The 22,620-nt window shown below is 60.2% G+C and carries 20 protein-coding genes and 1 pseudogene; 13 read left to right on the forward strand and 8 right to left on the reverse strand.

The genetic code is table 11. The features are described 5' to 3' along the window. Positions 1-180: 180 nt before the first annotated feature. The 4 genes and pseudogenes from FHT86_RS09030 to FHT86_RS09045 all read right to left on the reverse strand — a co-directional run bounded on the left by FHT86_RS09030 (position 181) and on the right by FHT86_RS09045 (position 3,406). Positions 181-840 carry a TetR/AcrR family transcriptional regulator gene (locus FHT86_RS09030; protein ID WP_133706483.1) on the reverse strand — a complete coding sequence of 220 codons (660 nt, stop codon included), beginning with the start codon at positions 838-840 and terminating at the stop codon, positions 181-183. Positions 841-943: 103 nt separating this feature from the next. Beyond that, entirely contained in the window at positions 944-1,561 is a 618-nt protein-coding gene (locus FHT86_RS09035) for a GNAT family N-acetyltransferase (RefSeq protein ID WP_133706484.1), read from the reverse strand. Positions 1,562-1,624: 63 nt separating this feature from the next. After that, positions 1,625-1,729 (reverse strand): annotated as a pseudogene (locus tag FHT86_RS09040) (type II toxin-antitoxin system RelE/ParE family toxin); the annotation flags it as partial. Between the two features lie 18 nt (positions 1,730-1,747). After that, complete coding sequence (locus FHT86_RS09045) at positions 1,748-3,406, reverse strand: acyl-CoA dehydrogenase family protein (protein ID WP_133706485.1); 1,659 nt, start codon at positions 3,404-3,406, stop codon at positions 1,748-1,750. A 185-nt stretch (positions 3,407-3,591) separates the two neighbouring features. Between FHT86_RS09045 and FHT86_RS09050 the strand changes: the two genes are divergently transcribed. From FHT86_RS09050 to rpmG, 10 genes are all read left to right on the forward strand, one after another. Beyond that, positions 3,592-4,548: an aspartate carbamoyltransferase catalytic subunit gene (locus FHT86_RS09050; protein ID WP_133706486.1), complete on the forward strand. Its 957-nt coding sequence runs from the start codon at positions 3,592-3,594 to the stop codon at positions 4,546-4,548. After that, positions 4,545-5,834 (forward strand): dihydroorotase, encoded by a 1,290-nt coding sequence (locus FHT86_RS09055; RefSeq protein WP_133706487.1) that lies wholly within the window; start codon positions 4,545-4,547, stop codon positions 5,832-5,834. Before FHT86_RS09050 ends, FHT86_RS09055 begins: the two co-directional genes overlap by 4 nt. Before the next feature lie 87 nt (positions 5,835-5,921). Then, positions 5,922-6,539 carry a glycerol-3-phosphate 1-O-acyltransferase PlsY gene (gene plsY / locus FHT86_RS09060; protein ID WP_133706488.1) on the forward strand — a complete coding sequence of 206 codons (618 nt, stop codon included), beginning with the start codon at positions 5,922-5,924 and terminating at the stop codon, positions 6,537-6,539. Beyond that, a complete protein-coding gene (gene dprA / locus FHT86_RS09065; protein WP_133706489.1) occupies positions 6,539-7,690 on the forward strand; it encodes a DNA-processing protein DprA in 1,152 nt (383 codons plus the stop codon). The genes plsY and dprA overlap by 1 nt, the downstream gene beginning before the upstream one ends. Positions 7,691-7,930: 240 nt before the next feature. Next, the gene (gene topA / locus FHT86_RS09070; protein WP_133706490.1) at positions 7,931-10,621 is read left to right on the forward strand and encodes a type I DNA topoisomerase; all 2,691 of its coding nucleotides are present in this window, start codon (positions 7,931-7,933) and stop codon (positions 10,619-10,621) included. Then, on the forward strand, positions 10,618-12,996 hold the full coding sequence (gene rnr / locus FHT86_RS09075; protein ID WP_133706491.1) for a ribonuclease R: 2,379 nt from the start codon (positions 10,618-10,620) through the stop codon (positions 12,994-12,996). The genes topA and rnr overlap by 4 nt, the downstream gene beginning before the upstream one ends. A 30-nt stretch (positions 12,997-13,026) precedes the next feature. Beyond that, positions 13,027-13,482 carry a DUF983 domain-containing protein gene (locus FHT86_RS09080; protein WP_133706492.1) on the forward strand — a complete coding sequence of 152 codons (456 nt, stop codon included), beginning with the start codon at positions 13,027-13,029 and terminating at the stop codon, positions 13,480-13,482. Further along, the gene (locus tag FHT86_RS09085; protein WP_133706493.1) at positions 13,479-13,778 is read left to right on the forward strand and encodes a hypothetical protein; all 300 of its coding nucleotides are present in this window, start codon (positions 13,479-13,481) and stop codon (positions 13,776-13,778) included. The genes FHT86_RS09080 and FHT86_RS09085 overlap by 4 nt, the downstream gene beginning before the upstream one ends. A 10-nt stretch (positions 13,779-13,788) precedes the next feature. Next, positions 13,789-14,973, forward strand: coding sequence for an MFS transporter (locus FHT86_RS09090; protein ID WP_133706494.1), 1,185 nt, complete (start codon positions 13,789-13,791; stop codon positions 14,971-14,973). Positions 14,974-15,069: 96 nt separating this feature from the next. Next, positions 15,070-15,237, forward strand: coding sequence for a 50S ribosomal protein L33 (gene rpmG, locus FHT86_RS09095; protein WP_003587245.1), 168 nt, complete (start codon positions 15,070-15,072; stop codon positions 15,235-15,237). A gap of 821 nt (positions 15,238-16,058) precedes the next feature. On the opposite strand, the gene FHT86_RS09100 is transcribed toward rpmG, so the two are convergent. Together FHT86_RS09100 and FHT86_RS09105 are read right to left on the reverse strand one after the other, a co-directional pair. Continuing rightward, entirely contained in the window at positions 16,059-17,432 is a 1,374-nt protein-coding gene (locus FHT86_RS09100; RefSeq protein ID WP_133706495.1) for a PleD family two-component system response regulator, read from the reverse strand. Positions 17,433-17,448: 16 nt separating this feature from the next. After that, the gene (locus FHT86_RS09105; protein ID WP_028754034.1) at positions 17,449-17,820 is read right to left on the reverse strand and encodes a response regulator; all 372 of its coding nucleotides are present in this window, start codon (positions 17,818-17,820) and stop codon (positions 17,449-17,451) included. 131 nt (positions 17,821-17,951) lie between these two features. Here FHT86_RS09105 and FHT86_RS09110 point away from each other — a divergent pair, with 131 nt between their 5' ends. Continuing rightward, positions 17,952-18,260, forward strand: a complete 309-nt coding sequence (locus FHT86_RS09110) for a DUF3572 domain-containing protein (RefSeq protein WP_133706496.1) — start codon at positions 17,952-17,954, stop codon at positions 18,258-18,260. A 2-nt stretch (positions 18,261-18,262) separates the two neighbouring features. Next, a complete protein-coding gene (locus FHT86_RS09115) occupies positions 18,263-18,910 on the forward strand; it encodes a hypothetical protein (protein WP_133706497.1) in 648 nt (215 codons plus the stop codon). Between the two features lie 17 nt (positions 18,911-18,927). Here FHT86_RS09115 and FHT86_RS09120 read toward each other — a convergent pair whose 3' ends face one another. Beyond that, positions 18,928-19,509: a GNAT family N-acetyltransferase gene (locus FHT86_RS09120; protein ID WP_133706498.1), complete on the reverse strand. Its 582-nt coding sequence runs from the start codon at positions 19,507-19,509 to the stop codon at positions 18,928-18,930. An 80-nt stretch (positions 19,510-19,589) separates the two neighbouring features. Here FHT86_RS09120 and FHT86_RS09125 point away from each other — a divergent pair, with 80 nt between their 5' ends. Next, positions 19,590-20,879: a DNA polymerase IV gene (locus FHT86_RS09125; protein ID WP_133706499.1), complete on the forward strand. Its 1,290-nt coding sequence runs from the start codon at positions 19,590-19,592 to the stop codon at positions 20,877-20,879. Here the strand turns inward: FHT86_RS09125 and FHT86_RS09130 are convergent. Beyond that, positions 20,849-22,612, reverse strand: coding sequence for a GNAT family N-acetyltransferase (locus tag FHT86_RS09130; RefSeq protein ID WP_133706500.1), 1,764 nt, complete (start codon positions 22,610-22,612; stop codon positions 20,849-20,851). The two genes, FHT86_RS09125 and FHT86_RS09130, sit on opposite strands and share 31 nt — an antisense overlap. Between the last annotated feature and the right edge of the window lie 8 nt (positions 22,613-22,620).

The raw sequence follows: 22,620 nt of genomic DNA on the forward strand, positions 1-22,620 counted from the left end.
GAACATCATCGCCGCGACAAGAAACGCGATTTTTGCGGGTCTGGACCCCATGGCTGCACGCTTGGTGGTTAACAATCGGTCTTCGCACAGTGGCGAGTTAACCGATGCGGCGCAATGTAAACCATTTGTTAAGGTTAACGGCCGAGCGGAGTTGTGGATATCTCTTGCGCGACTGGAAGGTCAGCCGTAAACGCCACGTACGATCCGCTTCAGTGCGGTGGCGGCCTTCTCCCAATCCTTCGGCGTTTTCAGTGCAAGACCGGCACATTGACCGCTAACGGTCGCCGAAAGAACGAGATGCTGTATGGCGGCGAAGATCATGGCATTGACGCCCACCGCATCGATCCCCTTCGGTGGGGTCAGCGAGCCGCGCATGCGGTCGATCCAGCCGGCAAGCGCCTTCGAGCGAGCTTCCGAAAGCCGCCGCACCTGCTCGGTATTCTCTGACACCTCCCAAGCGACGATGCGGCGCATCAGCGGATCGGCCCGCAACGCATCGAGGAAAAGCAGGGCCAGCCGTTCCATCAGATCGCCATAGGTCAACAGGAACATACCGCCGGTATCGTCGGGGATGCGATCCTTCACCCAACTACCGAGATCAGTGCCGATCGCCTCTACCAGACCATCGAGGCCGCCGTAATAGCGATAGATCAGTTGCTTGTCGCAACCGGCGCCGCGGGCGACGGCGTTGATGCCAAAATTCTGGAACCCTTCTTCCGCTAACAACCGTTTGGCGGAGTCGAGGATCGCCTGTTCGGTGGCGGCGCGGTTGCGCACCCGCTTCTCCGGCTCAGCCGGCGTTTCGATCGGATTTTTCAGAACGGCGTTTGCGCTCGGCATCGTGTCGGCTCCAACCTGTCACCAGCCGGTGAATAACAAGCCGTACATAAGCTAACAATGACGCGATGAGCTTCGATACATTTAAAACTGTGGAATCCACAGATTAGAGATATTGGCCGAACCAGACGGTGCTTTCCGAGGCCAATCCCGGCGGCAGTTGCAGCCGGGAAAATCCGCGTGATGCCCAGAAGCGCACCCCATTGTGATTGCCGACATTTGCGCCCAAATGCACGCCTTTAACGCTGTGGGCGCGGGCATTCGAGAGCCATCTATCGAGAAGCGCACTGCCGATGCCCTGCCCCTGCGTGTGTGGCAGAAGATTCATATGAATATGCGCCGGAAACGGATCGGTAAGAGCAGCGGGCGTTCGCCTCGGGCGGTGGATCGCAAAACTTCTCTGCTGATCCGCATCCCAGGTCGAGGGATCGCCGGATGGCTCCGCATAGCGTTTGCGCAGCTCCGGCCACCACTCACGCTCCAGTCTTTCCTCGAAAGCAACCGTATCGAAGGCGCCGGCGATATAGCCGCAGACACCTTCCCCTTCTTCCGCGACGAAGACGGTTTCCGGGCTAAGCACCGCGTAGGGGACCGAATAGATATGCCCGATCATCCGCCCATCGCGATGGAGCGCCGTGGCATCCTTGCCGGCATCGCCGGTGGCCAGGGAGATGGCATAGAGCTGGTCGATGTCGTTGGAATGGACGGGGCGGAGGGTGATCATGGAGGACCTTTGTGGGCGGTGGAATATAAGGAGACTATCATCGACTGAGGTCGCGAAAGCCCTCTAGAGGTGACGACTAACGTCCATTCGCCTGTGCAATATTCTAATGATGGCAATGTCGGCATCTTGCTGCCGATAATAGATCAGGTGGGAGCCAACGGCATATTTAAAATGGCCTTCACGGCTCTAAGTCGCCGGTGGATAGAGCAAATCCACAATATAGCTCGCATCGAACCGCGCATCCAGCATGCCGTAAGTGGAACGCCAGCCGCCCGCCAGGCGGGTTTCGATGAAGGCATCGGCGATCTTGCCTGCGCCGAGCCGATAGAGTTCGGCGGCGCCGGCGGCAAGCGCCATCTGTTCGATCAGCAGGCGGGCCGCTCCCTCGTCCTGCTCGCAAAGCGCCATGGCGGCGCGCAGAACATCGATGGTCTTCTTGCCGGCCGGGCCGAGGTCGCGGGCAAGGCCGGCAAAGACGGTTTCGAACAGGTCCCTGCCCCGGTTCAGAACGCGCAGCACGTCCAGCGCCATGACATTGCCAGAGCCTTCCCAAATCGCATTGACCGGCGCTTCGCGGTAATGCCTTGCGATCGGGCGTTCTTCGATATAGCCGCTGCCGCCGATGCACTCCATCGCCTCGTAGATCAGCGCGGGTGCGATCTTGCAGCACCAATATTTGGCGACCGGCGTCATGACGCGGGCATAGGCCGCGTCTTCGCTGCTGCTGCTTGCCTTGTCGAAGGCTTCCGCCAGGCGGAAGGCGAGCGCGGTTGCGGCGGCGACATCGAGCGCCATGTCGGCAAGCACGCGCGTCATGATCGGTTGCTGAACCAGCATCTTGCCGAAGACGCTGCGGCCGCGCGCATGGTGCACGGCTTCGGCGAGCGAAGCACGCATGATGCCGGCGGACGCAAGAGCACAATCGAGGCGCGTCAGCGTCACCATATCGAGAATGGTGCGAATGCCGCCATCTGGCGCGCCGAGCAGGAAGCCAAAGGTATCGCTGAACTCGACTTCGGAAGAGGCGTTCGAGCGATTGCCGAGCTTGTCCTTCAGCCGCTGGAACTGCAGTCCATTGGCCGAACCGTCCTCGAGCAGGCGTGGCACCAGGAAGCAACCCATCCCGTCCTTGGTCTGCGCCAGCATGATGAAGGCATCGCTCATCGGTGCCGACATGAACCATTTGTGGCCCGAGAGCCGATAGATGCCGTCACTGACCTTGTCGGCGGTCGTCTTGTTGGCGCGCACATCCGTGCCGCCCTGCTTTTCCGTCATGCCCATGCCGATGGTGACAGCGGACTTCTGCATGGCCGGCTTGTTGGACGAATCATATTTGCGCGAGAGAACCTTCGGCGCCCAATCCTTCTGGACCGCCGGAGACGCCATCATCGCGGCGACCGAAGCGCTGGTCATGGTCAGCGGGCAGAGATGGCCGCATTCCAACTGTGCCGTCAGGTAAAAGCGCGCGGCGCGAACCTTATGCGACTGGCCTTTCGCGTCCGGATCGGCCTGGGGATCCCAGATCGAGGAATGCAGGCCCGACGACATGGAGCGGCGCATCAGCGCATGCCAGGCCGGATGGAACTCGACCACATCCAGCCGTTCACCGCGCGGGCCGTGGGTGCGCAGTTGCGGCACGCCCTGATTCGCCATGCGCGCCAGTTCCTGCGCCTCGTGCGAGGTGACGTAACGGCCCATCTGCTCGAGATCGTCTCGCGTCGAGCGCGGCAGACCAGACGTCAAATCGACGATCAACGGATCGGAACGATAGGCATTGATGCCGGACCAGAGGCTCGGCTGGTTCAGTTCGGCAAATGTGTCGTCAGTCCGGGTCGTTTGGGTCATGGATCGCTTGTAGAACAAGAGGGTTGCAAAAGGAAACTGGAAGTTTCGTCTCCCAACAGCATAGCTGCTGTAGCGGGATTCGGGCGAAATTGCATGGGGAACAAACGGGCGTGACGAAAGCCCACGCTTGCCCCTGAGGCGCTCCCTCTTTATAGACCCCCTGACGAAATCCAGAGGGCAGGTTCATGGTCTTCTTTCCCCACCGCCACCTCATCGGCATCAAGGGCCTCACCGAACAAGATATCACCTATCTTCTCGACAAGGCCGACGAGGCGGTGAAGATCAGCCGCCAGCGCGAAAAGAAGACATCGACGCTTCGCGGGTTGACGCAGATCAATCTCTTTTTCGAGGCTTCCACCCGCACACAGGCCTCCTTCGAACTGGCCGGCAAGCGGCTCGGTGCCGACGTCATGAACATGTCGGTCGGCAATTCCTCGGTGAAGAAGGGCGAAACGCTGATCGATACGGCGATGACGCTGAACGCCATGCGCCCCGATGTTCTCGTCATCCGCCATTCGAGTGCGGGTGCCGCTGCGCTTCTCGCCCAAAAGGTCTCCTGCTCTGTCGTGAATGCCGGCGACGGCCAGCACGAGCATCCGACGCAGGCATTGCTCGACGCGCTGACCATCCGCCGGGCCAAGGGCAAGCTTTCGCGCATCACTGTGGCGATTTGCGGCGACGTCCTGCATTCGCGCGTCGCACGCTCGAACACGCTGCTGCTCGGCGCCATGGGCGCACGGATCCGGGTCGTTGCGCCGGCCACGCTGCTGCCCTCGGGGATCGCCGACATGGGCGTGGAAGTCTTCCATTCAATGAAGGAAGGGCTGAAGGACGCCGACGTGGTGATGATGCTGCGGTTGCAGCGAGAGCGCATGTCCGGTGCCTTCGTGCCTTCGGTGCGCGAATACTATCATTTCTATGGGCTCGATGCCGAGACGCTGAAGGCGGCCAAGGAGGATGCGCTGGTCATGCATCCCGGTCCGATGAACCGCGGCGTCGAGATTGCCTCTGAGGTGGCCGACGGCCCGCAAAGCGTCATCGCCGAGCAAGTGGAAATGGGTGTCGCTGTACGCATGGCGGTCATGGAGGCGCTGCTGATCTCACAAAACCAGGGGCCGCGCACCGAGGGAGCTGGCGCATGAGCAACTCGATCGTCCTCCAGAACGTCCGTATCATCGATCCCTCGCGCAATCTCGACGAGGTCGGCACGATCATCGTCGAAAACGGCGTCATCCTCGCTGCCGGCAAAGATGTGCGCAGTCATGCGGCTTCGAAGGGGACTGTGGTACGGGATTGCACCGGCCTCGTCGCCGCGCCCGGTCTTGTCGACGCTCGCGTCCATGTCGGCGAGCCCGGCGGTGAACATCGCGAGACCATCGCTTCGGCGAGCCGTGCGGCTGCGGCCGGCGGCGTTACCTCCTTCATCATGATGCCGGATACCGATCCCGTCATCGACGACATTGCGCTTGTCGAGTTCGTGAAAAAGACAGCGCGCGACACGGCCGTCGTCAATGTCTATCCGGCAGCAGCAATCACCAAGGGTCTCGCCGGCGAGGAGATGACGGAAATCGGTCTGCTCAGGGAAGCCGGCGCCGTGGTCTTCACCGACGCGCATTCCGGCGTCTACGACACGCAGATCCTGCGTCGCATCATGACCTATGCGCGCGAATTCGGCGCGGTTATCTCCTGTGAGACCCGCGACAAATATCTCGGCGCCAATGGCGTCATGCATGAGGGGCTGCTTGCGAGCTGGCTGGGGCTTTCAGGTATTCCGAAGGAAGCCGAGCTCATTCCGCTCGAACGGGATCTGAGGATCGCGGCTCTGACCCGTAGCCATTATCACGCCGCGATGATTTCGGTGCCGGAATCGGCCGAGGCCATCCGCCTCGCCCGCTCGCGCGGTGCAAAGGTCACCTGCGGCATCTCGATCAACAATCTGGCCCTCAACGAAAACGACATCGGCGAATACCGCACCTTCTTCAAGCTCTATCCGCCGCTGCGTTCCGAGGATGACCGCACGGCCATGATCGAGGCGCTTGCAGACGGCACCATCGACATCATCGTTTCGTCGCACGACCCACAGGATGTAGATACCAAGCGCCTGCCTTTTGGAGAGGCGGAGGACGGCGCGATCGGGCTGGAGACGCTGCTTGCCGCTGCACTTCGGCTGCATCACAGCGGCGAAGTGAGCCTGATGCGGTTGATCGACGCCATGTCGACACGGCCCGCGCAGATCTTCGGTCTTGATGCCGGGACGCTGAAGCCTGGTGCGAAAGGGGATATCGTTTTGATCGATCTCGACGAGCCTTGGCTTGTCGCCAAAGACATGCTTCTTTCGCGCTCGAAGAATACACCATTCGAAGATGCACGAATGACCGGCAGGGCGGTCGCAACCTATGTCGCGGGCAAGCTGGTTCACAGTCTCTAGATTCAAAAAACATGGAGCGACCTTTGTGCGTTCAAATGAATGCACGGCGCTCTAGGCAAAGCTGAGGCTTATGGGGAATAAAAAGTGATGGCGGATTTCTGGACATGGCAGTTGACCCTGCCGACGGCACTGGCAGCTATTGTCATCGGCTACCTGCTCGGATCTATCCCCTTCGGCCTGGTTCTGACGCGCATGGCCGGCCTCGGCGATGTCCGCAATATCGGCTCCGGCAATATCGGCGCAACCAATGTGCTGCGCACCGGTAACAAGCCGCTGGCAGCGGCAACGCTGCTACTCGACGCCCTCAAAGGCACGGTCGCCGTGCTGATCGTGTCGCATTTCTTCGGCGAGGATGCGAGCGTGCTCGCCGGCTTTGCCGCCTTCATCGGTCACATCTTCCCAGCCTGGATCGGCTTCAAGGGCGGCAAGGGCGTCGCGACCTATCTGGGTATTGTGCTGGGCCTCGCGCCGTTGATGGCATTGATCTTCGCCATCGTCTGGCTGGCCATCGCCTTCACCACCCGCTACTCCTCCCTCTCCGCGCTGGTTGCAACCCTTGTCATTCCGGTTGCACTATGGATACTGGGGGCAGACAAAATCGCCGCGGCCATGGCGCTGATGACCATCATCGCCTGGTACAAGCACAGGGCGAATATTGCCCGGCTGACCGCCGGCACGGAAAGCAAGATTGGAGCGAAGGGGTAATGGGAACAGGCAGCGCAGGACGAACCGGGATTGCGCTGACGGAAAAACAACGGATCGCCTGGCTCCGCCTGATCCGTTCCGACAATGTCGGCCCTTCCACCTTTCGCGACCTCATCCGCCATTACGGCTCCGCCGAAGCCGCACTCGCCGCATTGCCGGAACTGTCGCAGCGCGGCGGTTCGACGCGTGCGATCCGTATTGCCAGCGAGCAGGACGCGCTGCGTGAACTGGAAGCCGCGCATCGTTTCGGTGCCCGCTTCCTGGCCATCGGCGAACCGGACTATCCGCAGGCGCTGAGGGAGATCGACGGTGCGCCGCCGCTTGTCGCCGTCAAAGGGAGTCTGCCGATGGCGACACGGCCGGCGATCGGCATCGTCGGCTCGCGCAACGCCTCGATCAGTGGCGCCAAATTCACGGCGATGATCGCTCGCGCCTGTGGCCAGGCCGGCTATGCCGTCGTCTCTGGCCTTGCCCGCGGCATCGACACGGCAGCACACCGCGCCAGTCTGGAAACCGGCACGATCGCCGCCATGGCCGGTGGGCTCGACCAGCCCTACCCGCCGGAGAACATCGGCCTGCTGAATGAAATATGGGACGGCAACGGCCTTGCCGTTAGCGAAATGCCCTTCGGCTGGGAGCCACTGGCACGTGATTTCCCGCGCCGCAACCGGCTGATATCAGGCATTGCTCTTGGCGTGGTCGTGGTCGAGGCGGCAACGCGCTCCGGCTCGCTGATCACCGCGCGCCTCGCCGGCGAGTTCGGGCGGCTGGTGTTCGCAGTACCCGGCTCACCGCTCGATCCGCGTTGCGAGGGCACCAATGGTTTGCTCAAGGACGGCGCGATGATCGTGACCAGCCCGGACGACGTCATCGAGGCGTTGAAGCCGCTGGCTCAACCCGATCTTTTCCGCGCGCAGCTTGCCGAGGCACCCACCGAAAAGAAAGGCAATCCGCTGTCGCTGCCACCAGACGATACCGACCGCTGGCAGATCATCGATGTTCTCGGGCCGACACCGGTTGAGATCGACGATATCATCCGGCATACCGGTCTATCGGTATCCTCCGTCCATTCGGTGCTTCTCGAACTGGACATGGCCGGCCGGCTGCATCGCCACCCAGGCGGACTGGTGTCGATCTCGATGCTGGATTGAAAGTGTCGCGAACCATCCCGATATGATGACAGCACCCCGCCGGGAGCTCCGGAAACGTTTATCCAGGATTGTAGCATTGATGCCATCCTGCAAGGATCGCATCGCCGCACCGACCGCAAAAATCGACTTCGCCTCTTGACCGCGACGAATTCCCTGTCCATGTCGGAAGGCCGGGGAAACGGAAATACCCGGCCTCTCCCGCGCCCTTTTCCGGCGCGACCTCGTATTCAGAGAATTATAATGAACGTTGTAGTGGTGGAATCGCCTGCCAAGGCCAAGACAATCAATAAATATCTGGGACCCGGATATAAGGTTCTTGCCTCCTTCGGCCATGTGCGCGACCTACCCGCCAAGGATGGTTCGGTCCTGCCCGATCAGGACTTCGAAATGCTCTGGGAAGTGGATGGTGCTTCGCAAAAGCGCATGAAGGACATCGCCGACGCGGTGAAATCCTCCGACGGCCTGTTTCTCGCGACCGACCCGGATCGCGAAGGCGAAGCGATTTCCTGGCATGTGCTCGACCTTTTGAACAAGAAGCGCGTCATCAACGGCAAGCCGGTGAAGCGCGTCGTTTTCAACGCCATCACCAAAAAGGCCGTTCTCGACGCGATGGCTGAGCCACGCGATATCGATGTGCCGCTGGTCGATGCCTACCTCGCCCGCCGCGCGCTTGACTACCTCGTCGGCTTCAATCTGTCGCCGGTGTTGTGGCGCAAGCTGCCTGGCGCCCGTTCGGCGGGCCGCGTGCAGTCGGTGGCACTGCGTCTCGTCTGCGACCGCGAGTCGGAGATCGAACGTTTCATCTCCGAAGAATATTGGAACCTCTCAGCGATCCTGACGACACCGCGCGGAGACGAATTCGAGGCTCGGCTGGTGACTGCCAACGGCAAGCGCCTGCAGCCGCGCTCGATCGGCAATGGCGAAGAGGCCGGCAAGCTGAAGGCGCTGCTGGAAGGGGCCGCCTATGTCGTCGACACGGTCGAGGCAAAGCCGGTCAAGCGCAATCCGAGCCCACCTTTCACCACCTCAACCTTGCAGCAGGCTGCCTCCTCCAAGCTCGGCTTCTCGGCATCCCGCACGATGCAGGTCGCGCAGAAGCTCTACGAGGGTGTCGATATCGGCGGCGAGACCGTCGGTCTCATTACCTATATGCGTACGGACGGCGTGCAGATGGCGCCGGAAGCGATCGACGCCTCACGGCGCGCTATCGCCGATCAGTTCGGCAATCGCTACCTGCCGGAAAAGGCACGCTTCTACTCGACCAAGGCGAAGAACGCTCAAGAGGCGCACGAAGCCATACGTCCGACCGATTTCGATCGTTCGCCGGACCGCGTCCGCAAATTCCTCGATGCCGACCAGATCCGGCTCTACGACCTCATCTGGAAGCGCGGCATCGCCAGCCAGATGGCCTCGGCCGAGATTGAGCGGACCACTGTGGAGATCCTGGCTGATAATGCCGGCCAGAAGGCGGGTCTGCGCGCTGTCGGTTCGGTGATCCGCTTCGACGGCTTCATCGCCGCCTATACGGACCAGAAGGAAGACGGCGAGCAGAGTGACGATAACGACGACGAAGATGGCCGTTTGCCGGAGATCAATGCCCGCGAAAATCTCGCCAAGCAGAAGATCAATTCTACACAGCATTTCACCGAGCCGCCGCCGCGCTATTCGGAAGCATCGCTGATCAAGAAGATGGAAGAACTCGGCATCGGCCGCCCGTCGACCTATGCGGCGACGCTGGCGACGCTGCGCGACCGCGACTATGTGACAATCGACAAGCGCAAGCTGGTGCCGCAGGCCAAGGGCCGACTTGTCACCGCCTTCCTTGAAAGCTTCTTCACGAAATACGTCGAATACGACTTCACCGCCGATCTCGAAGAGAAGCTCGACCGCATCTCCGCCGGCGAACTGAACTGGAAAGACGTTCTGCGTGACTTCTGGCGCGATTTTTTCGCCCAGATCGAGGACACCAAGGAGCTGCGCGTCACCAATGTGCTCGACGCGCTGAACGAGGCTCTGGCGCCGCTGGTCTTCCCGAAGCGCGAAGACGGCAGCGACCCGCGCATCTGCCAGGTCTGCGGCACGGGCAACCTGTCGCTGAAGCTCGGCAAATACGGCGCCTTCGTCGGCTGCTCGAACTATCCGGAATGCAACTACACCCGCCAGCTTTCGTCCGAAGGCGGCACGGAAGCGGAATCCAACGGCTTGAACGAGCCGAAGGCACTCGGCACCGATCCGGTAACCGGCGAAGAACTGACGCTGCGCTCCGGCCGCTTCGGGCCCTATATCCAGCGTGGCGACGGCAAGGAAGCCAAGCGCGCCTCGCTGCCGAAGGGCTGGAAGCCCGAAGATATCGACTACGAAAAGGCCATGGCGTTGATCTCGCTACCGCGCGATATTGGCAAGCATCCCGAAAGCGGCAAGATGATCTCGTCCGGCATCGGCCGCTACGGGCCATTCCTGCTGCATGACGGCAGCTACGCCAATCTCGAGACCGTCGAGGATGTCTTCACAGTCGGTCTCAACCGCGCCGTCACGGTTCTTGCCGAAAAGCAAAGCAAGGCAGGCGGCGGTAGCCGCAGCGGCACGCCCGCGGCTTTGAAGGATCTCGGCGCGCATCCGGACGGCGGTGGCTCGATCACCGTGCGCGACGGCAAGTATGGTCCCTACGTCAACTGGGGTAAGGTCAATGCGACCCTGCCGAAGGGTACGGACCCGCAGGCGATTACAGTCGAGGAAGCGTTGGCGCTGATCGTCGCCAAGGCCGGCAAGTCCGGAGGCGGCAAGCCGGCAAAAGCGCCCGCCAAGACCAAGACCGCTGCGGCCGCGAGTAAGGCGACCAAGACTGCCGCCAAGCCAAAGGCCAAGGCGGCTGCAAAGGCCCCCGCCGCCAAGGCGAAGACGGCCAAGACAACAAAGAAGAGTGCAGAGTGAGCAGAGAACCGCGCGGCAGAATTTCATCGTCGGAGCGACGCCCCGGCAAGGTTGGCCGTGTGACGAAAGATAGCGGTGATGCAGAGCCGATGATGGCGATCGTTCATGGCGTCCTGCCGCCGCGCGAGGTCATCCTGCGCTTCATCGCCGATCATCCACAGCAGGCTTCCAAGCGGGAGCTTGCCAAGGCCTTCGGATTGAAGGGCGAGAGCCGCGTCGAGCTCAAGAACCTCCTGCGTGAGCTTGAACAAGACGGCATGGTGCAGAAGAGCCGCAAGTCGCTCATCCGCCCCGGGGCGCTGCCGCCCATCGCGGTGCTGGACATTACCACGCGCGACAAGGACGGCGAGCTGATCGGCCGTCCCACCGAATGGCCGGAAGACAGCGGCGTGGCGCCGGCCGTGATGATCAAGCAATCCTCTTCACCTGCCGGCCGCAACGGCAAGGGCAAGGCTCCCGTCGCCGGCATGGGAGACCGCATCCTTGCCAAGATCTTTCCGGCTGTCGATCGCGGCGGCCCGGCTTATACCGCACGCATCATCAAGGTCATTGACAAGCGTATGGCCGCGACCATGGGCGTCTTCCGCGAAACGCCGGGCGGCGGCGGGCGGCTGATGCCGATCGAGCGGCGCGGCGAGGAAATGGTCATCGATCCGGATTATACCGGCGGCGCCAAGGACGGCGATCTGGTCGAGGTCGAAGTGGCTCGCCTCGGCCGTTTCGGTCTGCCGCGCGCCAAGGTGTTGTCGGTCGTCGGCTCCGTCGCTTCCGAGAAGGCGATCTCGATGATCGCTATCCATGCGCACGGCATCCCGCATGTCTTCCCGCCGGCCGCCATTGCGGAAGCGGACGCCGCAAAGCCCGCCACCATGTCGCATCGCGAGGATTGGCGCAGCCTGCCGCTGATCACCATCGATCCGGCCGACGCCAAGGACCATGACGATGCGGTCTACGCCGAAATGGACCCCTCGCCCGACAATCCCGGCGGTGTGATCGTCACCGTCGCCATCGCAGACGTCTCCTGGTATGTCCGCCCGGGCTCCGCGCTGGATCGGGAGGCGCTGAAACGCGGCAATTCGGTCTACTTCCCGGATCGTGTCGTGCCGATGCTTCCGGAGCGCATCTCCAACGATCTCTGCTCCCTCAAGGAAGGCGTCGACCGCCCTGCCCTTGCCGTACGGATGATCTTTTCCAGGGAAGGCCGCAAGGCGGGCCACACCTTCCATCGCATCATGATGAAGAGCGCCGCCAAACTCTCTTATCAACAGGCGCAGGCGGCGATCGACGGCAAGCCGGACGACAAGACCGGCCCAATGCTGGAACCGATCCTGAGGCCGCTCTGGCATGCCTATGAGATCATGAGGCGCGGGCGCGACCGGCGCCAGCCGCTCGAGCTCGACATGCCCGAACGCAAGATCCTGCTGAAGCCGGATGGCACCGTCGACCGGGTCTTCGTGCCGCCGCGTCTCGACGCCCACAAACTCATCGAAGAAATGATGATCCAGGCAAATGTCGCCGCCGCCGAAACCCTGGAAAAGAAGCGGCAGGTGCTGATCTACCGCATCCACGACGGCCCGACTCTCGCCAAGCAGGAAGTGCTGCGCGAGTTCCTTGCGACCCTCGGCATCTCGCTCGTCAAGGGCGGCAGTGTCCGCGCCAACAGCTTCAATGGCATCCTATCGAAGGCCGAAGGCACAGCGCATCAGACCATGGTCAACGAGATGGTGCTACGCTCGCAGAGCCAGGCGATCTATAGCCCCGACAATATCGGGCATTTCGGCCTGAACCTGATGAAATATGCGCATTTCACCTCGCCGATCCGCCGCTATGCGGATCTGATCGTGCATCGCGCGCTCGTCGGCTCGCTCGGCTTCGGCGAAGGCGGCATCACGCCGGACGAGGAAGCAGCGCTCGACGACATCGCCGCTGAGATTTCTACTTTCGAACGCCGCGCCATGGCCGCCGAGCGCGAGACCGTGGACCGCCTGATTGCGCATCATCTCGCCGGGCGTGTCGGCGAGGAATTCGAGGTCCGTGTCGGCGGTGTCACCAAGTCGGGACTTTTTGTCACCCTTCCCGACTATGGCGCCGATGGTTTCATCCCTATATCTACGCTCGGCTCCGACTATTTCATCTATGACGAGGCGCATCAGGCGTTGACAGGTGAAAAGACGGGGCTCGGCTTTCGTCTTGGCGACAGCGTTACGGTGCGTTTGGCGGAAGCAATCCCGCTTGCCGGTGCCCTGCGCTTCGAAATGCTCAGCGACGGCCGCGCCATGCCGACGGCGGTGCGCTCCTTCCACAAGGCGACGCGACGCGACAAAAGCCCGGCCCGCAAGAAGGCCGGAACAAGACCGCCGCGCGGACGCCGATAAACGGCGGCTGCCGGCAGGAAGGAAACGTTCATGACGAGCAGCCCGTCCGATCCCATTATCCGCTATGGCGGCCCCGATGAGGCTGAACGCCCGCTCGGGCGCTCGATTGTCCGCGGCTTGTTGAACCGCTGTCCGCACTGCGGCACGGGGAAACTCTTCGGCGCTTTCTTAAAACCTGTCGACCGGTGCGCTGTCTGCGGCGAGGAGCTGTTCCATCAGCGTGCCGACGACCTGCCACCTTATCTGGTGATCCTGGTGCTCGGCCATCTCGTGGTCGGTGGCTATATGCTGACGGATATGGCCTTTCACCTGCCGATCTGGGCGCATCTCGCCATCTGGGCCCCGATTACGGTGATCACCGCACTCGCCGCAATCCAACCGATCAAAGGCGGCGTCATCGGCCTACAATGGGCACTGCGGATGCATGGCTTCGGCGGCCATGACGACAGTCCGGAAGAATGGGATCAGGGGAACGGCCGGTCGTGAACGATGTACTCGAACTGATATCACCAGCCTTGCTGGCTGGCGGGACTTGGCGTGCGCCGTTACTCCCTTCGGACAGAACCGGTGTCGATCCACCGCATATTCATGATTCGCGGGAATTGCTTGATCTCCAATGGCTTGACATCGGCGGCATTTCTTGTCTGAACATGCCGGGCGTCGAGAGGATCATTCCGGAGGATGTGATCGATCCCATGAAAGCCGACCCGTCACCTAGATTTGGCCGTGCCGTGCCTTTCTATCTCCTGCGTTGCGAACGATTCGTTCGCCACATGCTCTAAGGATCAATTCATGTTTGAACCGACGAACGGCAAGGCCGGCCATGTCGAAGAAATTCATTGGCCTTCGCTCGTCGCCGCCATTTCGTCCGTTTCCGCGGTCGGCATCGCCATCGGCCTCGGCCTTCCGCTTCTCAGCATCATCCTGGAAAAACGCGGCATTCCCTCGAGCCTGATCGGCCTGAACACGGCGATGATGGGGGTTGCCGCGATGATAGCGGCCCTGATCACCACCAAGCTTGCCCACCGCTTCGGTGTCGTGCAGACGATGATCTGGGCCGTCGTACTCTCCGCACTGAGTTCCCTGGGATTCTATTACGCCGAAAGTCTGCTGCTCTGGTTTCCGCTGCGCCTGATCTTCCACGGAGCCACCACCACCCTGTTCATCCTGTCGGAATTCTGGATCAATGCGGCCTCCCCGCCCTCCAAGCGCGGCTTCGTTCTCGGTCTCTATTCCACAGTTTTCTCGCTTGGCTTCGCGGCCGGTCCCCTGCTTTTCTCGCTGGTCGGCAGCGAGGGGCTGATGCCCTTCGCCATCGGCGCCTGCATCATTCTGGCGGCGACCATTCCGATCTTCATCGCCCGCAACGAGAGCCCCATCGTCGACGAAAAGCCGGAACTGCATTTCATCCGCTATGTCTTCCTGGTGCCCACTGCCACGGCCGCGGTCTTCGTGTTCGGCGCCGTGACCGTCGGTGGCGGGTCATTGTTCACCAGCTATGCGACTCGTCTGGGTTTCAACGAATCGCAGGCCGCACTGCTGCTGACCGTGATGGGCGTCGGTAACTTCGTCTTTCAGATTCCCCTGGGGCTGCTTGCAGACCACCTGCGCGACAAGCGGCCGCTGCTATCGATCATGGCAGCCATCGGACTGGTCGGCGCGCTTCTCTTGCCCTCGCTTGCCTCCAATTGGATACTTCTGGCGGTTATCCTGCTGTTCTGGGGCGGCTGCGTCTCCGGCATGTATACGGTCGGCCTGAGCCATCTCGGAACGCGGCTGACGGGCGCAGATCTTGTGGCAGCCAATGCCGCCTTCGTTTTCTGTTATGCGATTGGCATGGTCCTCGGCCCACCCACGATCGGCACTGCCATGGATATTGCCAACCCCAGCGGTTTTGCCTGGGCAATCGCCTTTTTCTTTGGGCTTTATGTCCTGCTTTCGGCGATACGGCTGCTTTTCATGGGCAGCAGGGGTTGACTTTTTGGGCGCGATTTGTAGTTTCGCGCCAGAATTTGCCGTGGACCTCCGCACTGGCCGTCCACGGCTTTCATTTTTCTTAAAGGCAGGACGACCATGGCCAAGGCTACCACCATCAAGATCAAGCTGCTGTCGACGGCCGACACCGGTTTCTTCTACGTCACGACGAAGAACAGCCGTACGATGACGGACAAGATGACGAAGACGAAGTACGACCCGATCGCTAAGAAGCACGTCGAATTCAAAGAAACGAAGATCAAGTAAGTTTCCTAAACTTCTGATTACAAAAGGGCGCAACCGTAAGGTTAGCGCCCTTTTTCTTTTGGCGGCTTTCTTTTTCTGTGCAAAACCTCATGAAGGCTTCAGAACAACAGTCTCTCCTAAAATTCAACTTTCTGATATTAAACAGCAAAGAAAAACGCCGCACTTCGTTTGGAAGGCGGCGTTTTAAGTTGGGGGCCGGCTAGCATGCAAAACGGCACGAGGAACCGCTTGAAATTGCCTGCCAGCCGACCGACCCCACGACCCAGGAGATGCGGCGGACCTGAGCATCATGGGGTATTTCCATGCCCCTTGTGGGCTATCCTTGTATGGGACTAAATTTGCGCGAAATCGAAAGAAAATCAACAAATTCTTAATGATAAAAAATTCTTGTCTGGCCGGATGGTTAAAATTCCCGTTTTCACTGAATTCTATTGCTTGAAAAAATAACAATCCAAAAGCGAGTACATCTCAAAATCGAAGAGATAACTATCGTAGGCATAGCAAATTCTCACTACAGATATTTAAGCATATTTGCATACTATAATGACAGTTATGTTATGCATGGAATACTCAAAGATTTCTACTAATTAAACTTGCAATCCATCAAACTTATTGCAATATATACATATTAGACATGATATTTCTATCAATATAATAAGTATATTTTCGGACTTGTTGGGCCGATTGCAGAGCCTATTCTTGCTGGGATATCGGCGCACATATGCCTGTGGAACAAAGATTACAAATTTTTAATCACTGTTCAAAACTCAGAAAAGCCCGTGGATATTAAGGGGCCCTCAATTTGTACTGAATCGTTTCGGTCAGGCGGCTGCCGCAACAACCCGGTTGCGGCCGGCGTTCTTGGCCTCGTATAGGGCGCGATCGGCCTGCTTCATCAAATGCTCAGGTGTCTCTACCGTCTCCAAACGTGATGAAATACCAAAGGAAGCGGTGACATTGAGCGCAACCCCTGAGTCCCGCAGCGTGAAAGGCATGGTCTCCACGGCTGCGCGCAGGCGCTCGGCAACGGTGGCAGCAACCTCGGGGGGCGTATCCGGCATAACTACGACGAATTCCTCGCCGCCGTAGCGGCAGGCCAGATCGGCGCCGCGTACGGTGGAGCGGATACGAGCTGCAAACTCCCTCAGCACTTCGTCGCCGGCATCGTGGCCATGGGTGTCGTTCACCTGCTTGAACCGGTCGATATCGGTAATCAATACCGAAAGAGGCCGTCCGCGTGTCAGAGAGCGATTGAAGAGGATCTTCAGGTGATTGTCGAGATAGCGTCTATTATTGAGGCCGGTGAGCGCGTCTGTGACGGCCAGCTCGATCGTATGCTGCACGCTCGCGCGCAGACGGTCGTTGTACCGCTTGCGGCGGATCTGTGTCAGGCAGCGGGCAACCAGCTCGTTCGGATCGAGGGGGCGGACAATATAGTCGTTGATGCCGAGATCGAGCGCCCGGACGATCATCTCGTCAGCCCCTTGCTCCGTCACCAGCAGCACCGGCAGGAAGCGCGTGCGCTCAAGCGAGCGGAGCTGCGAGCAAAGCCGTAGCGGGTCGTAGTCATCGAAATTCGAATTGACGATGACGAGCTCAAACGGTCTTTCCGCAGCTTCGAACAGGGCCGCCTGCGGATCGGATGTTGCCGTCACCTCTGCAATCGGTTTCAGAGCGCGGATGATGCGCTCCTGCGAATTGGCGCGGCCGTCGACCAGCAGCACATGGCCGTTCTCATCCGCGCGACCATCGCCCAGGCGCAGCAAGTCGTCGATGCCGAAGTTGCGCGCCGTCTCGCTACGCATGCGCAACTCATCGCTGAGCGTCTTCAAGCGCAGTAGGCTTTTGACCCGTGAAATGAGCTGCAGGTCGTTTACCGGCTTGGTCAGAAAATCGTCGGCACCAGCTTTCAGACCACGCACCCGGTCGGCCGGTTGATCGAGCGCCGTAACCATGACCACAGGGATATGCGAGGTACGCGGATCGGACTTCAGCCGCTCGCAAACATCGAAACCGTCTATGCCGGGCATCATGATGTCGAGCAGGATGAGATCGACCTGGGTGCTGTCGCAGATGGCGAGCGCCTTCAAGCCGTCCTCAGCCGTCAGCACGTCGAAATATTCGGCCAGCAGCCGCGCTTCGAGAAGCTTCACATTCGCGGGAATATCGTCAACCACCAGGATACGCGCGGTCATCAGTCTTTCCCCGCGCTCAGGCGTCGCCCAAATAAGTCTTGATGGTCTCGATGAATTTCGGGACGGAGATCGGCTTGGAGACATAGGCTTCACAGCCACCCTGACGAATGCGCTCCTCGTCGCCCTTCATCGCAAAGGCGGTCACCGCGATCACCGGGATGACGTGCAAATCATCGTCTTCCTTCAGCCACTTCGTCACCTCCAGCCCGGAGACTTCGGGAAGCTGGATATCCATCAGGATCAGGTCCGGGCGATGTTTGCGAGCAAGATCAAGTGCTTCCATGCCATTTCTGGTCTGGATCGTGGTGTAGCCGGACGCCTCGATCAGATCGCGAAAGAGCTTCATATTGAGCTCGTTGTCTTCTACAATCATCACTTGCTTAGGCATGGAGAGCTGTCCCTGCATCCGGTATTGCATCCATTCTATGAAAATATAAGGTCGCGAGAAATCGATTCCAGAAATACTTGAATCCGACACTAGCGGCATTTGGTTGAAAAATAGGTAACTTACCCCTCAAAATGCAAAGTAACTTCAAGAACTCGAAGAAAGCGGCTGCCGACCCGCAGGAAACTGCGATCGCCGTTCTTGGCTGGCTCGTCAATGAACCGGACATGTTCGGCCGCTTCCTGGCCTTGACCGGCGTCGAACCGGCACAGGTGCGCAATGCCATCAACGAACCCGCTTTTCTTGCAGGCATGCTGGATTTTCTGATGAACCACGAGCCGACATTGCTTGCTTTCTGCCAAGCAACCGGAATCGCGCCGGAAACAGTTGCCGCCGCCTCGGCGCATTTCTCGCCGCCCGGCCTATCCTCAGGGGAATATTGACGGTGGACGCCCCAGTCGAATTGGACACATCGCATGTCCGCCTTGGAGACCGGCCGCTGATCGTCTGCGATGTCGATGATGTCGTGCTGCACTTTTTTGCGCCTTTCCTGGTCTTTCTCGATGGAGAAGGCCATGAATTCCTGCCGCGTTCGTTCCGGCTGACCGGCAATGTCATTTCGAAGTCCAGTGGCGCTGCGCTCGAGGAAAAGGAAGTCCATCGCCTGATCGGCGCCTTTTTCGAAGCGCAGGAACAGTGGCAGACGCCCTTCGATCGCGTCATCGATACCCTCGGCGCCTTCTCCAAAGACGCCGATATCGTCTTCCTCACCGCCATGCCGCCGCAATTCTGGGCTCAACGCCGCCGCCTTCTCGACCGGCTGGGTCTCGCCTATCCGCTGCTCGCCTCGCTGCAGCCGAAGGGGCCGATCGTGCAGGCACTGCACGGCGAGCGCACGCTGCCCGTCGCCTTCGTCGATGATATGGCGCATAATCTGCATTCGGTTCGCGACCACGTCGCAAGCTGCCTTCTCATCAATCTGAGGCCGGATTCGATCGTCCACCGCATGGCACCGGCTGTCGCGGCCGATATTCCCCAAGCGAACGATTGGGCTCAGGCGGCGCCATTGATCCACGCCCATATCGCCCGCTGAGTTCGCCCGCGCCGGCATCAGAGAACAAGGCGCATCAAAGGTCGCCCGTCCTTTCGTTTCGCAACTTCAGAAAAACCGGCCGCCTCGAATATGCGCAGCGAGCCGACATAGAGGCCGACAGATTTCGACTGTTTCGTCCGCTCGATCGGACAGCCCTCCAGAATGCGTGCGCCGGAGGCCTTGGCAAAATTCACCGCCTCCGAAAGCATGCGATGGCTATATCCCTTGCCGCGATCGCGCGAATTCATGAAAAAGCAGCTCACGGCCCAGACCGAGTTGTCTTCCGCATCAGCCGGATCGAGCGGCCGTGATACGGTTTTCGGAGAATTCCACTGGGGTAGCTCCGATCGCGGGCCGACTTGCGCCCAGGCGACCGGACGCTCGCCGATATAGCCGAGAAGTCCGGGCGGCGGGCCGGCAGCGACCCGAGCCTGCATGAATTCTTTCTTCGCCGCACCATCCATCGTTTTGCGGTCGGATGTCGGAACACGGAAATGGGTGCACCAGCACCCGTAGCAGGCGCCGCTCGGTCCGAAAAGCGTTTCGAAATCGTCCCAGCGATCCGACGTCAACGGCAATGCTTTCAATTCCTGCAACATCCCCTCCTCTGCTCTTTTCCGTCTTGAGACTCACGAGCTTAAAACATAAGGTAGCGATGTTCAATTTTTGTTCTATTTTTATGACCAGCGCGCCCGACAAAGTTTCCGGTTTTTGCCGCGATTGCCTGAGCGAGCAATCGGTCGAGCGCACGCGTTGCCGGGCCTGTGGCAGTCCGCGCCTAGCCTATCATCGCGAACTCTACGGGCTGACGCTGGCGCATATCGATTGCGATGCCTTCTATGCCTCAATCGAGAAGCGCGACAATCCGGAACTGGCCGACAAGCCGGTCATCATCGGCGGCGGCAAGCGTGGCGTCGTGTCCACAGCCTGCTACATCGCCCGCATCCATGGCGTCCGGTCGGCCATGCCGATGTTCAAAGCGCTGGAGGCCTGTCCGCAGGCGGTCGTCATCCGCCCGAACATGGAGAAATATGTCCGCGTCGGCCGCGAGGTGCGCATGTTGATGCAGGAGCTGACACCTTTGGTGCAGCCTCTTTCGATCGATGAGGCCTTTCTGGAGCTCGAGGGCACGCAGCGCCTGCACCATGATCCGCCGGCTCGCATCCTGGCTAAATTCGCCAAGCGCATCGAAAGCGAGATTGGCATCACCATTTCGGTCGGCCTTTCCTATTGCAAATTCCTCGCCAAGGTCGCTTCCGACCTGCAGAAGCCGCGCGGCTTTTCCGTCATCGGGCGGCAGGAGGCCGTATCGTTTCTGGAGCCGCGTCCGGTGACCACCATCTGGGGCGTCGGAAAGGCCTTTGCGGCGACGCTGGAAAGCGACGGCATCCGCACCATCGGCCAGCTCCAGACCATGGCGGAAGGCGACCTGATGCGCCGCTACGGCGTCATCGGCCAGCGGCTTTTCCGTCTGTCGCGCGGCATCGACGATCGCACGGTGCATCCGAACGAGGCGGCAAAGAGCGTATCGTCGGAGACGACCTTCTTCGACGACATTTCCCGCCACGACGATCTGGTGCCGATCCTGCGCGATCTCTCGGAGAAGGTATCGCGTCGCCTCAAGCGCAGCGGCATCGCGGGGCAGACGGTCGTGTTGAAGCTGAAATCGGCCGATTTCAAAAGCCGCACCCGCAACCGCCGGCTGGAGGACCCGACCCAGCTTGCCGATCGTATTTTCCGTACCGGCCTGCGATTGCTCGAACATGAAACGGACGGCACCAAGTTTCGTCTGATCGGCATCGGCGTCTCCGACCTCTGTGACGCCGCGCGCGCTGATCCGCCCGATCTGGTTGACGAACAGGCAACCCGCCGCGCCGCAGCGGAAGCGGCGATGGACAAGCTCAGGGAAAAGTTCGGCAACAAAACGGTCGAAACCGGCTACACATTCGGCGGCAAGCGCGAGAGCTGAACGACGGCCGGCAGCATGTCCGTCTCTTCATCGAAAAGCGCAGCTCGATTGGCGAGCGCCTGTTCGTAATTCGGCCTGATCGCAATCGCCTTTTCATAACTCGCCAGCGCCTCGTCGGAACGCCCCAGGCGGCGCAACGCGTTGCCCTTGTTGTTATAGGCAATCGCATGACCTGGCTCCAGGGCGATCGCTTGGTCATAGCGGACAATAGCGCCTTCGAAATCCCTGATCGCGGCGAGAAGGTTGCCGTATGTGCAGTGGGCTGCGGCGGAGTCGGGACGAAGCTCCAATGCTCGCCTGATTTCGGCCTCCGCCTCCTTGGCCTCGCTGCGCAGCAACAGAAGTATACTCAGCCGATGAGCCGCATCGAAGTCTCCCGGATTTTCGGCGATCGCAGCGCGACATTGTTTTTCCGCCTCGGCGCGGTCGATGGCGCCTTGATTGTCGGCGGCGGTATTCGTGACAACATCATCCGATGAGATTGCCTGCCAGAGCATTCGCGACGCCACAATTTCACGGTAGAGCGTCAAGGCTTCCTTATGCATCGGCTCAATCGCGAGAACCTGCCGGCAGCCAATCTCGGTATCGGTCAGATCGCCGGCGGCATGCAGGTTTTCGATGCGGGCAACCACGAACGGCAGGCAATGTGGGTCCAGCCGCTCGCCGAGGTTCCGCCCCGTCCTTGTGTCGATTCGGAAACGCTCGATGCGCCGGCTGACGGAGCCGAAAATATACTTGTGCGCATAATTGCCAGCACCGAGATCGTAGATTCGAAAGCCGTTCTCTATCGCCCAGCGGATCGTATAGGCATGCACCATCAGGCCTGGAGACATATCGCGTACTGTGACATCCCGCCCGCTCAGGAAACAGATCAAGCTCTTTCTGGGGCGATCGAGAAGTACGGCGGAAGCCGCTATAGGCATTTGGTCATGCCAGAGGATCGGCAGAAAAAGACCGCCGCCGCGAAAGCAATCCGGCAGAACGGATCGCGAATTGTCGAGGACGTAGTGCATATAGCCAGGATTGCGCCATCCCCATTGCTTCTCCCAAAGGCTCAGCAGAGTCGCCAAATCCTCTTCGACGGTTCCGGCGTCACCATGAGTCATCCGGAACGCCGCTGAGCCATCCAGCTTGCGCAGGCATTGGCGGATATTCCGCCGAGCCCGCCAATGCAATTTCTCGCGAAGGAACGATTCGAAATCCGCCGGCAGCGTCACATGGACATGGATCTCCGGATCGATCCTCTCGGCCGCATCCGAAATCTGTGCAGGACGTTTGACCCTGTCGCCGACAAAGTCCGTTGGCGGGAAACACTCGAGGAAAGACCCGATCCGCGCGGACGACCGATCGATATCGTCAAGATGCAGGCTGCTCCAATGAAGGGACCGAATACGATCGGCAAAGGCTGAGACGGCGGCATCGGCAAAGGCGGGATCGCAAAGAATGCCGGTGTAGGCGGCGAAATAGGAGCCGCCCATGACGATGGTGTTGTAGAAGCCTTTGCCACGGTCGAGCCCGGTGCCGAGCTGGATCGGGAAGAAGGCCACATAGGCGCCATCAGCATCTTCCCTTGCCACCAATACCAGCCAGGGTAGAGAACGCGAGGCAAACCAGCTCGACATCCAGGTCCAGGACAAAAAACAGTGCGCTTCCGGGTCGATCTCATAGATCCGGTCCCAGTCGTCTTTCAGCGCCCGCAGATCTTCCAGCTTTTCGATCACGTCCACATGCATGTCGAACG

Origin of the sequence: Rhizobium sp. BK313 (assembly GCF_014193655.1) — a bacterium.
GTDB lineage: Bacteria > Pseudomonadota > Alphaproteobacteria > Rhizobiales > Rhizobiaceae > Rhizobium.

Coding starts and splice junctions, on each gene's coding strand:
- FHT86_RS09030 (WP_133706483.1), bottom strand. CDS start 840: ATGCCGAGCGCAAACGCCGTTCTGAAAAATCCGATCGAAACGCCGGCT.
- FHT86_RS09035 (WP_133706484.1), bottom strand. CDS start 1,561: ATGATCACCCTCCGCCCCGTCCATTCCAACGACATCGACCAGCTCTAT.
- FHT86_RS09045 (WP_133706485.1), bottom strand. CDS start 3,406: ATGACCCAAACGACCCGGACTGACGACACATTTGCCGAACTGAACCAG.
- FHT86_RS09050 (WP_133706486.1), top strand. CDS start 3,592: ATGGTCTTCTTTCCCCACCGCCACCTCATCGGCATCAAGGGCCTCACC.
- FHT86_RS09055 (WP_133706487.1), top strand. CDS start 4,545: ATGAGCAACTCGATCGTCCTCCAGAACGTCCGTATCATCGATCCCTCG.
- plsY (WP_133706488.1), top strand. CDS start 5,922: ATGGCGGATTTCTGGACATGGCAGTTGACCCTGCCGACGGCACTGGCA.
- dprA (WP_133706489.1), top strand. CDS start 6,539: ATGGGAACAGGCAGCGCAGGACGAACCGGGATTGCGCTGACGGAAAAA.
- topA (WP_133706490.1), top strand. CDS start 7,931: ATGAACGTTGTAGTGGTGGAATCGCCTGCCAAGGCCAAGACAATCAAT.
- FHT86_RS09080 (WP_133706492.1), top strand. CDS start 13,027: ATGACGAGCAGCCCGTCCGATCCCATTATCCGCTATGGCGGCCCCGAT.
- FHT86_RS09090 (WP_133706494.1), top strand. CDS start 13,789: ATGTTTGAACCGACGAACGGCAAGGCCGGCCATGTCGAAGAAATTCAT.
- rpmG (WP_003587245.1), top strand. CDS start 15,070: ATGGCCAAGGCTACCACCATCAAGATCAAGCTGCTGTCGACGGCCGAC.
- FHT86_RS09100 (WP_133706495.1), bottom strand. CDS start 17,432: ATGACCGCGCGTATCCTGGTGGTTGACGATATTCCCGCGAATGTGAAG.
- FHT86_RS09105 (WP_028754034.1), bottom strand. CDS start 17,820: ATGCCTAAGCAAGTGATGATTGTAGAAGACAACGAGCTCAATATGAAG.
- FHT86_RS09110 (WP_133706496.1), top strand. CDS start 17,952: ATGCAAAGTAACTTCAAGAACTCGAAGAAAGCGGCTGCCGACCCGCAG.
- FHT86_RS09120 (WP_133706498.1), bottom strand. CDS start 19,509: ATGTTGCAGGAATTGAAAGCATTGCCGTTGACGTCGGATCGCTGGGAC.
- FHT86_RS09125 (WP_133706499.1), top strand. CDS start 19,590: ATGACCAGCGCGCCCGACAAAGTTTCCGGTTTTTGCCGCGATTGCCTG.
- FHT86_RS09130 (WP_133706500.1), bottom strand. CDS start 22,612: ATGCATGTGGACGTGATCGAAAAGCTGGAAGATCTGCGGGCGCTGAAA.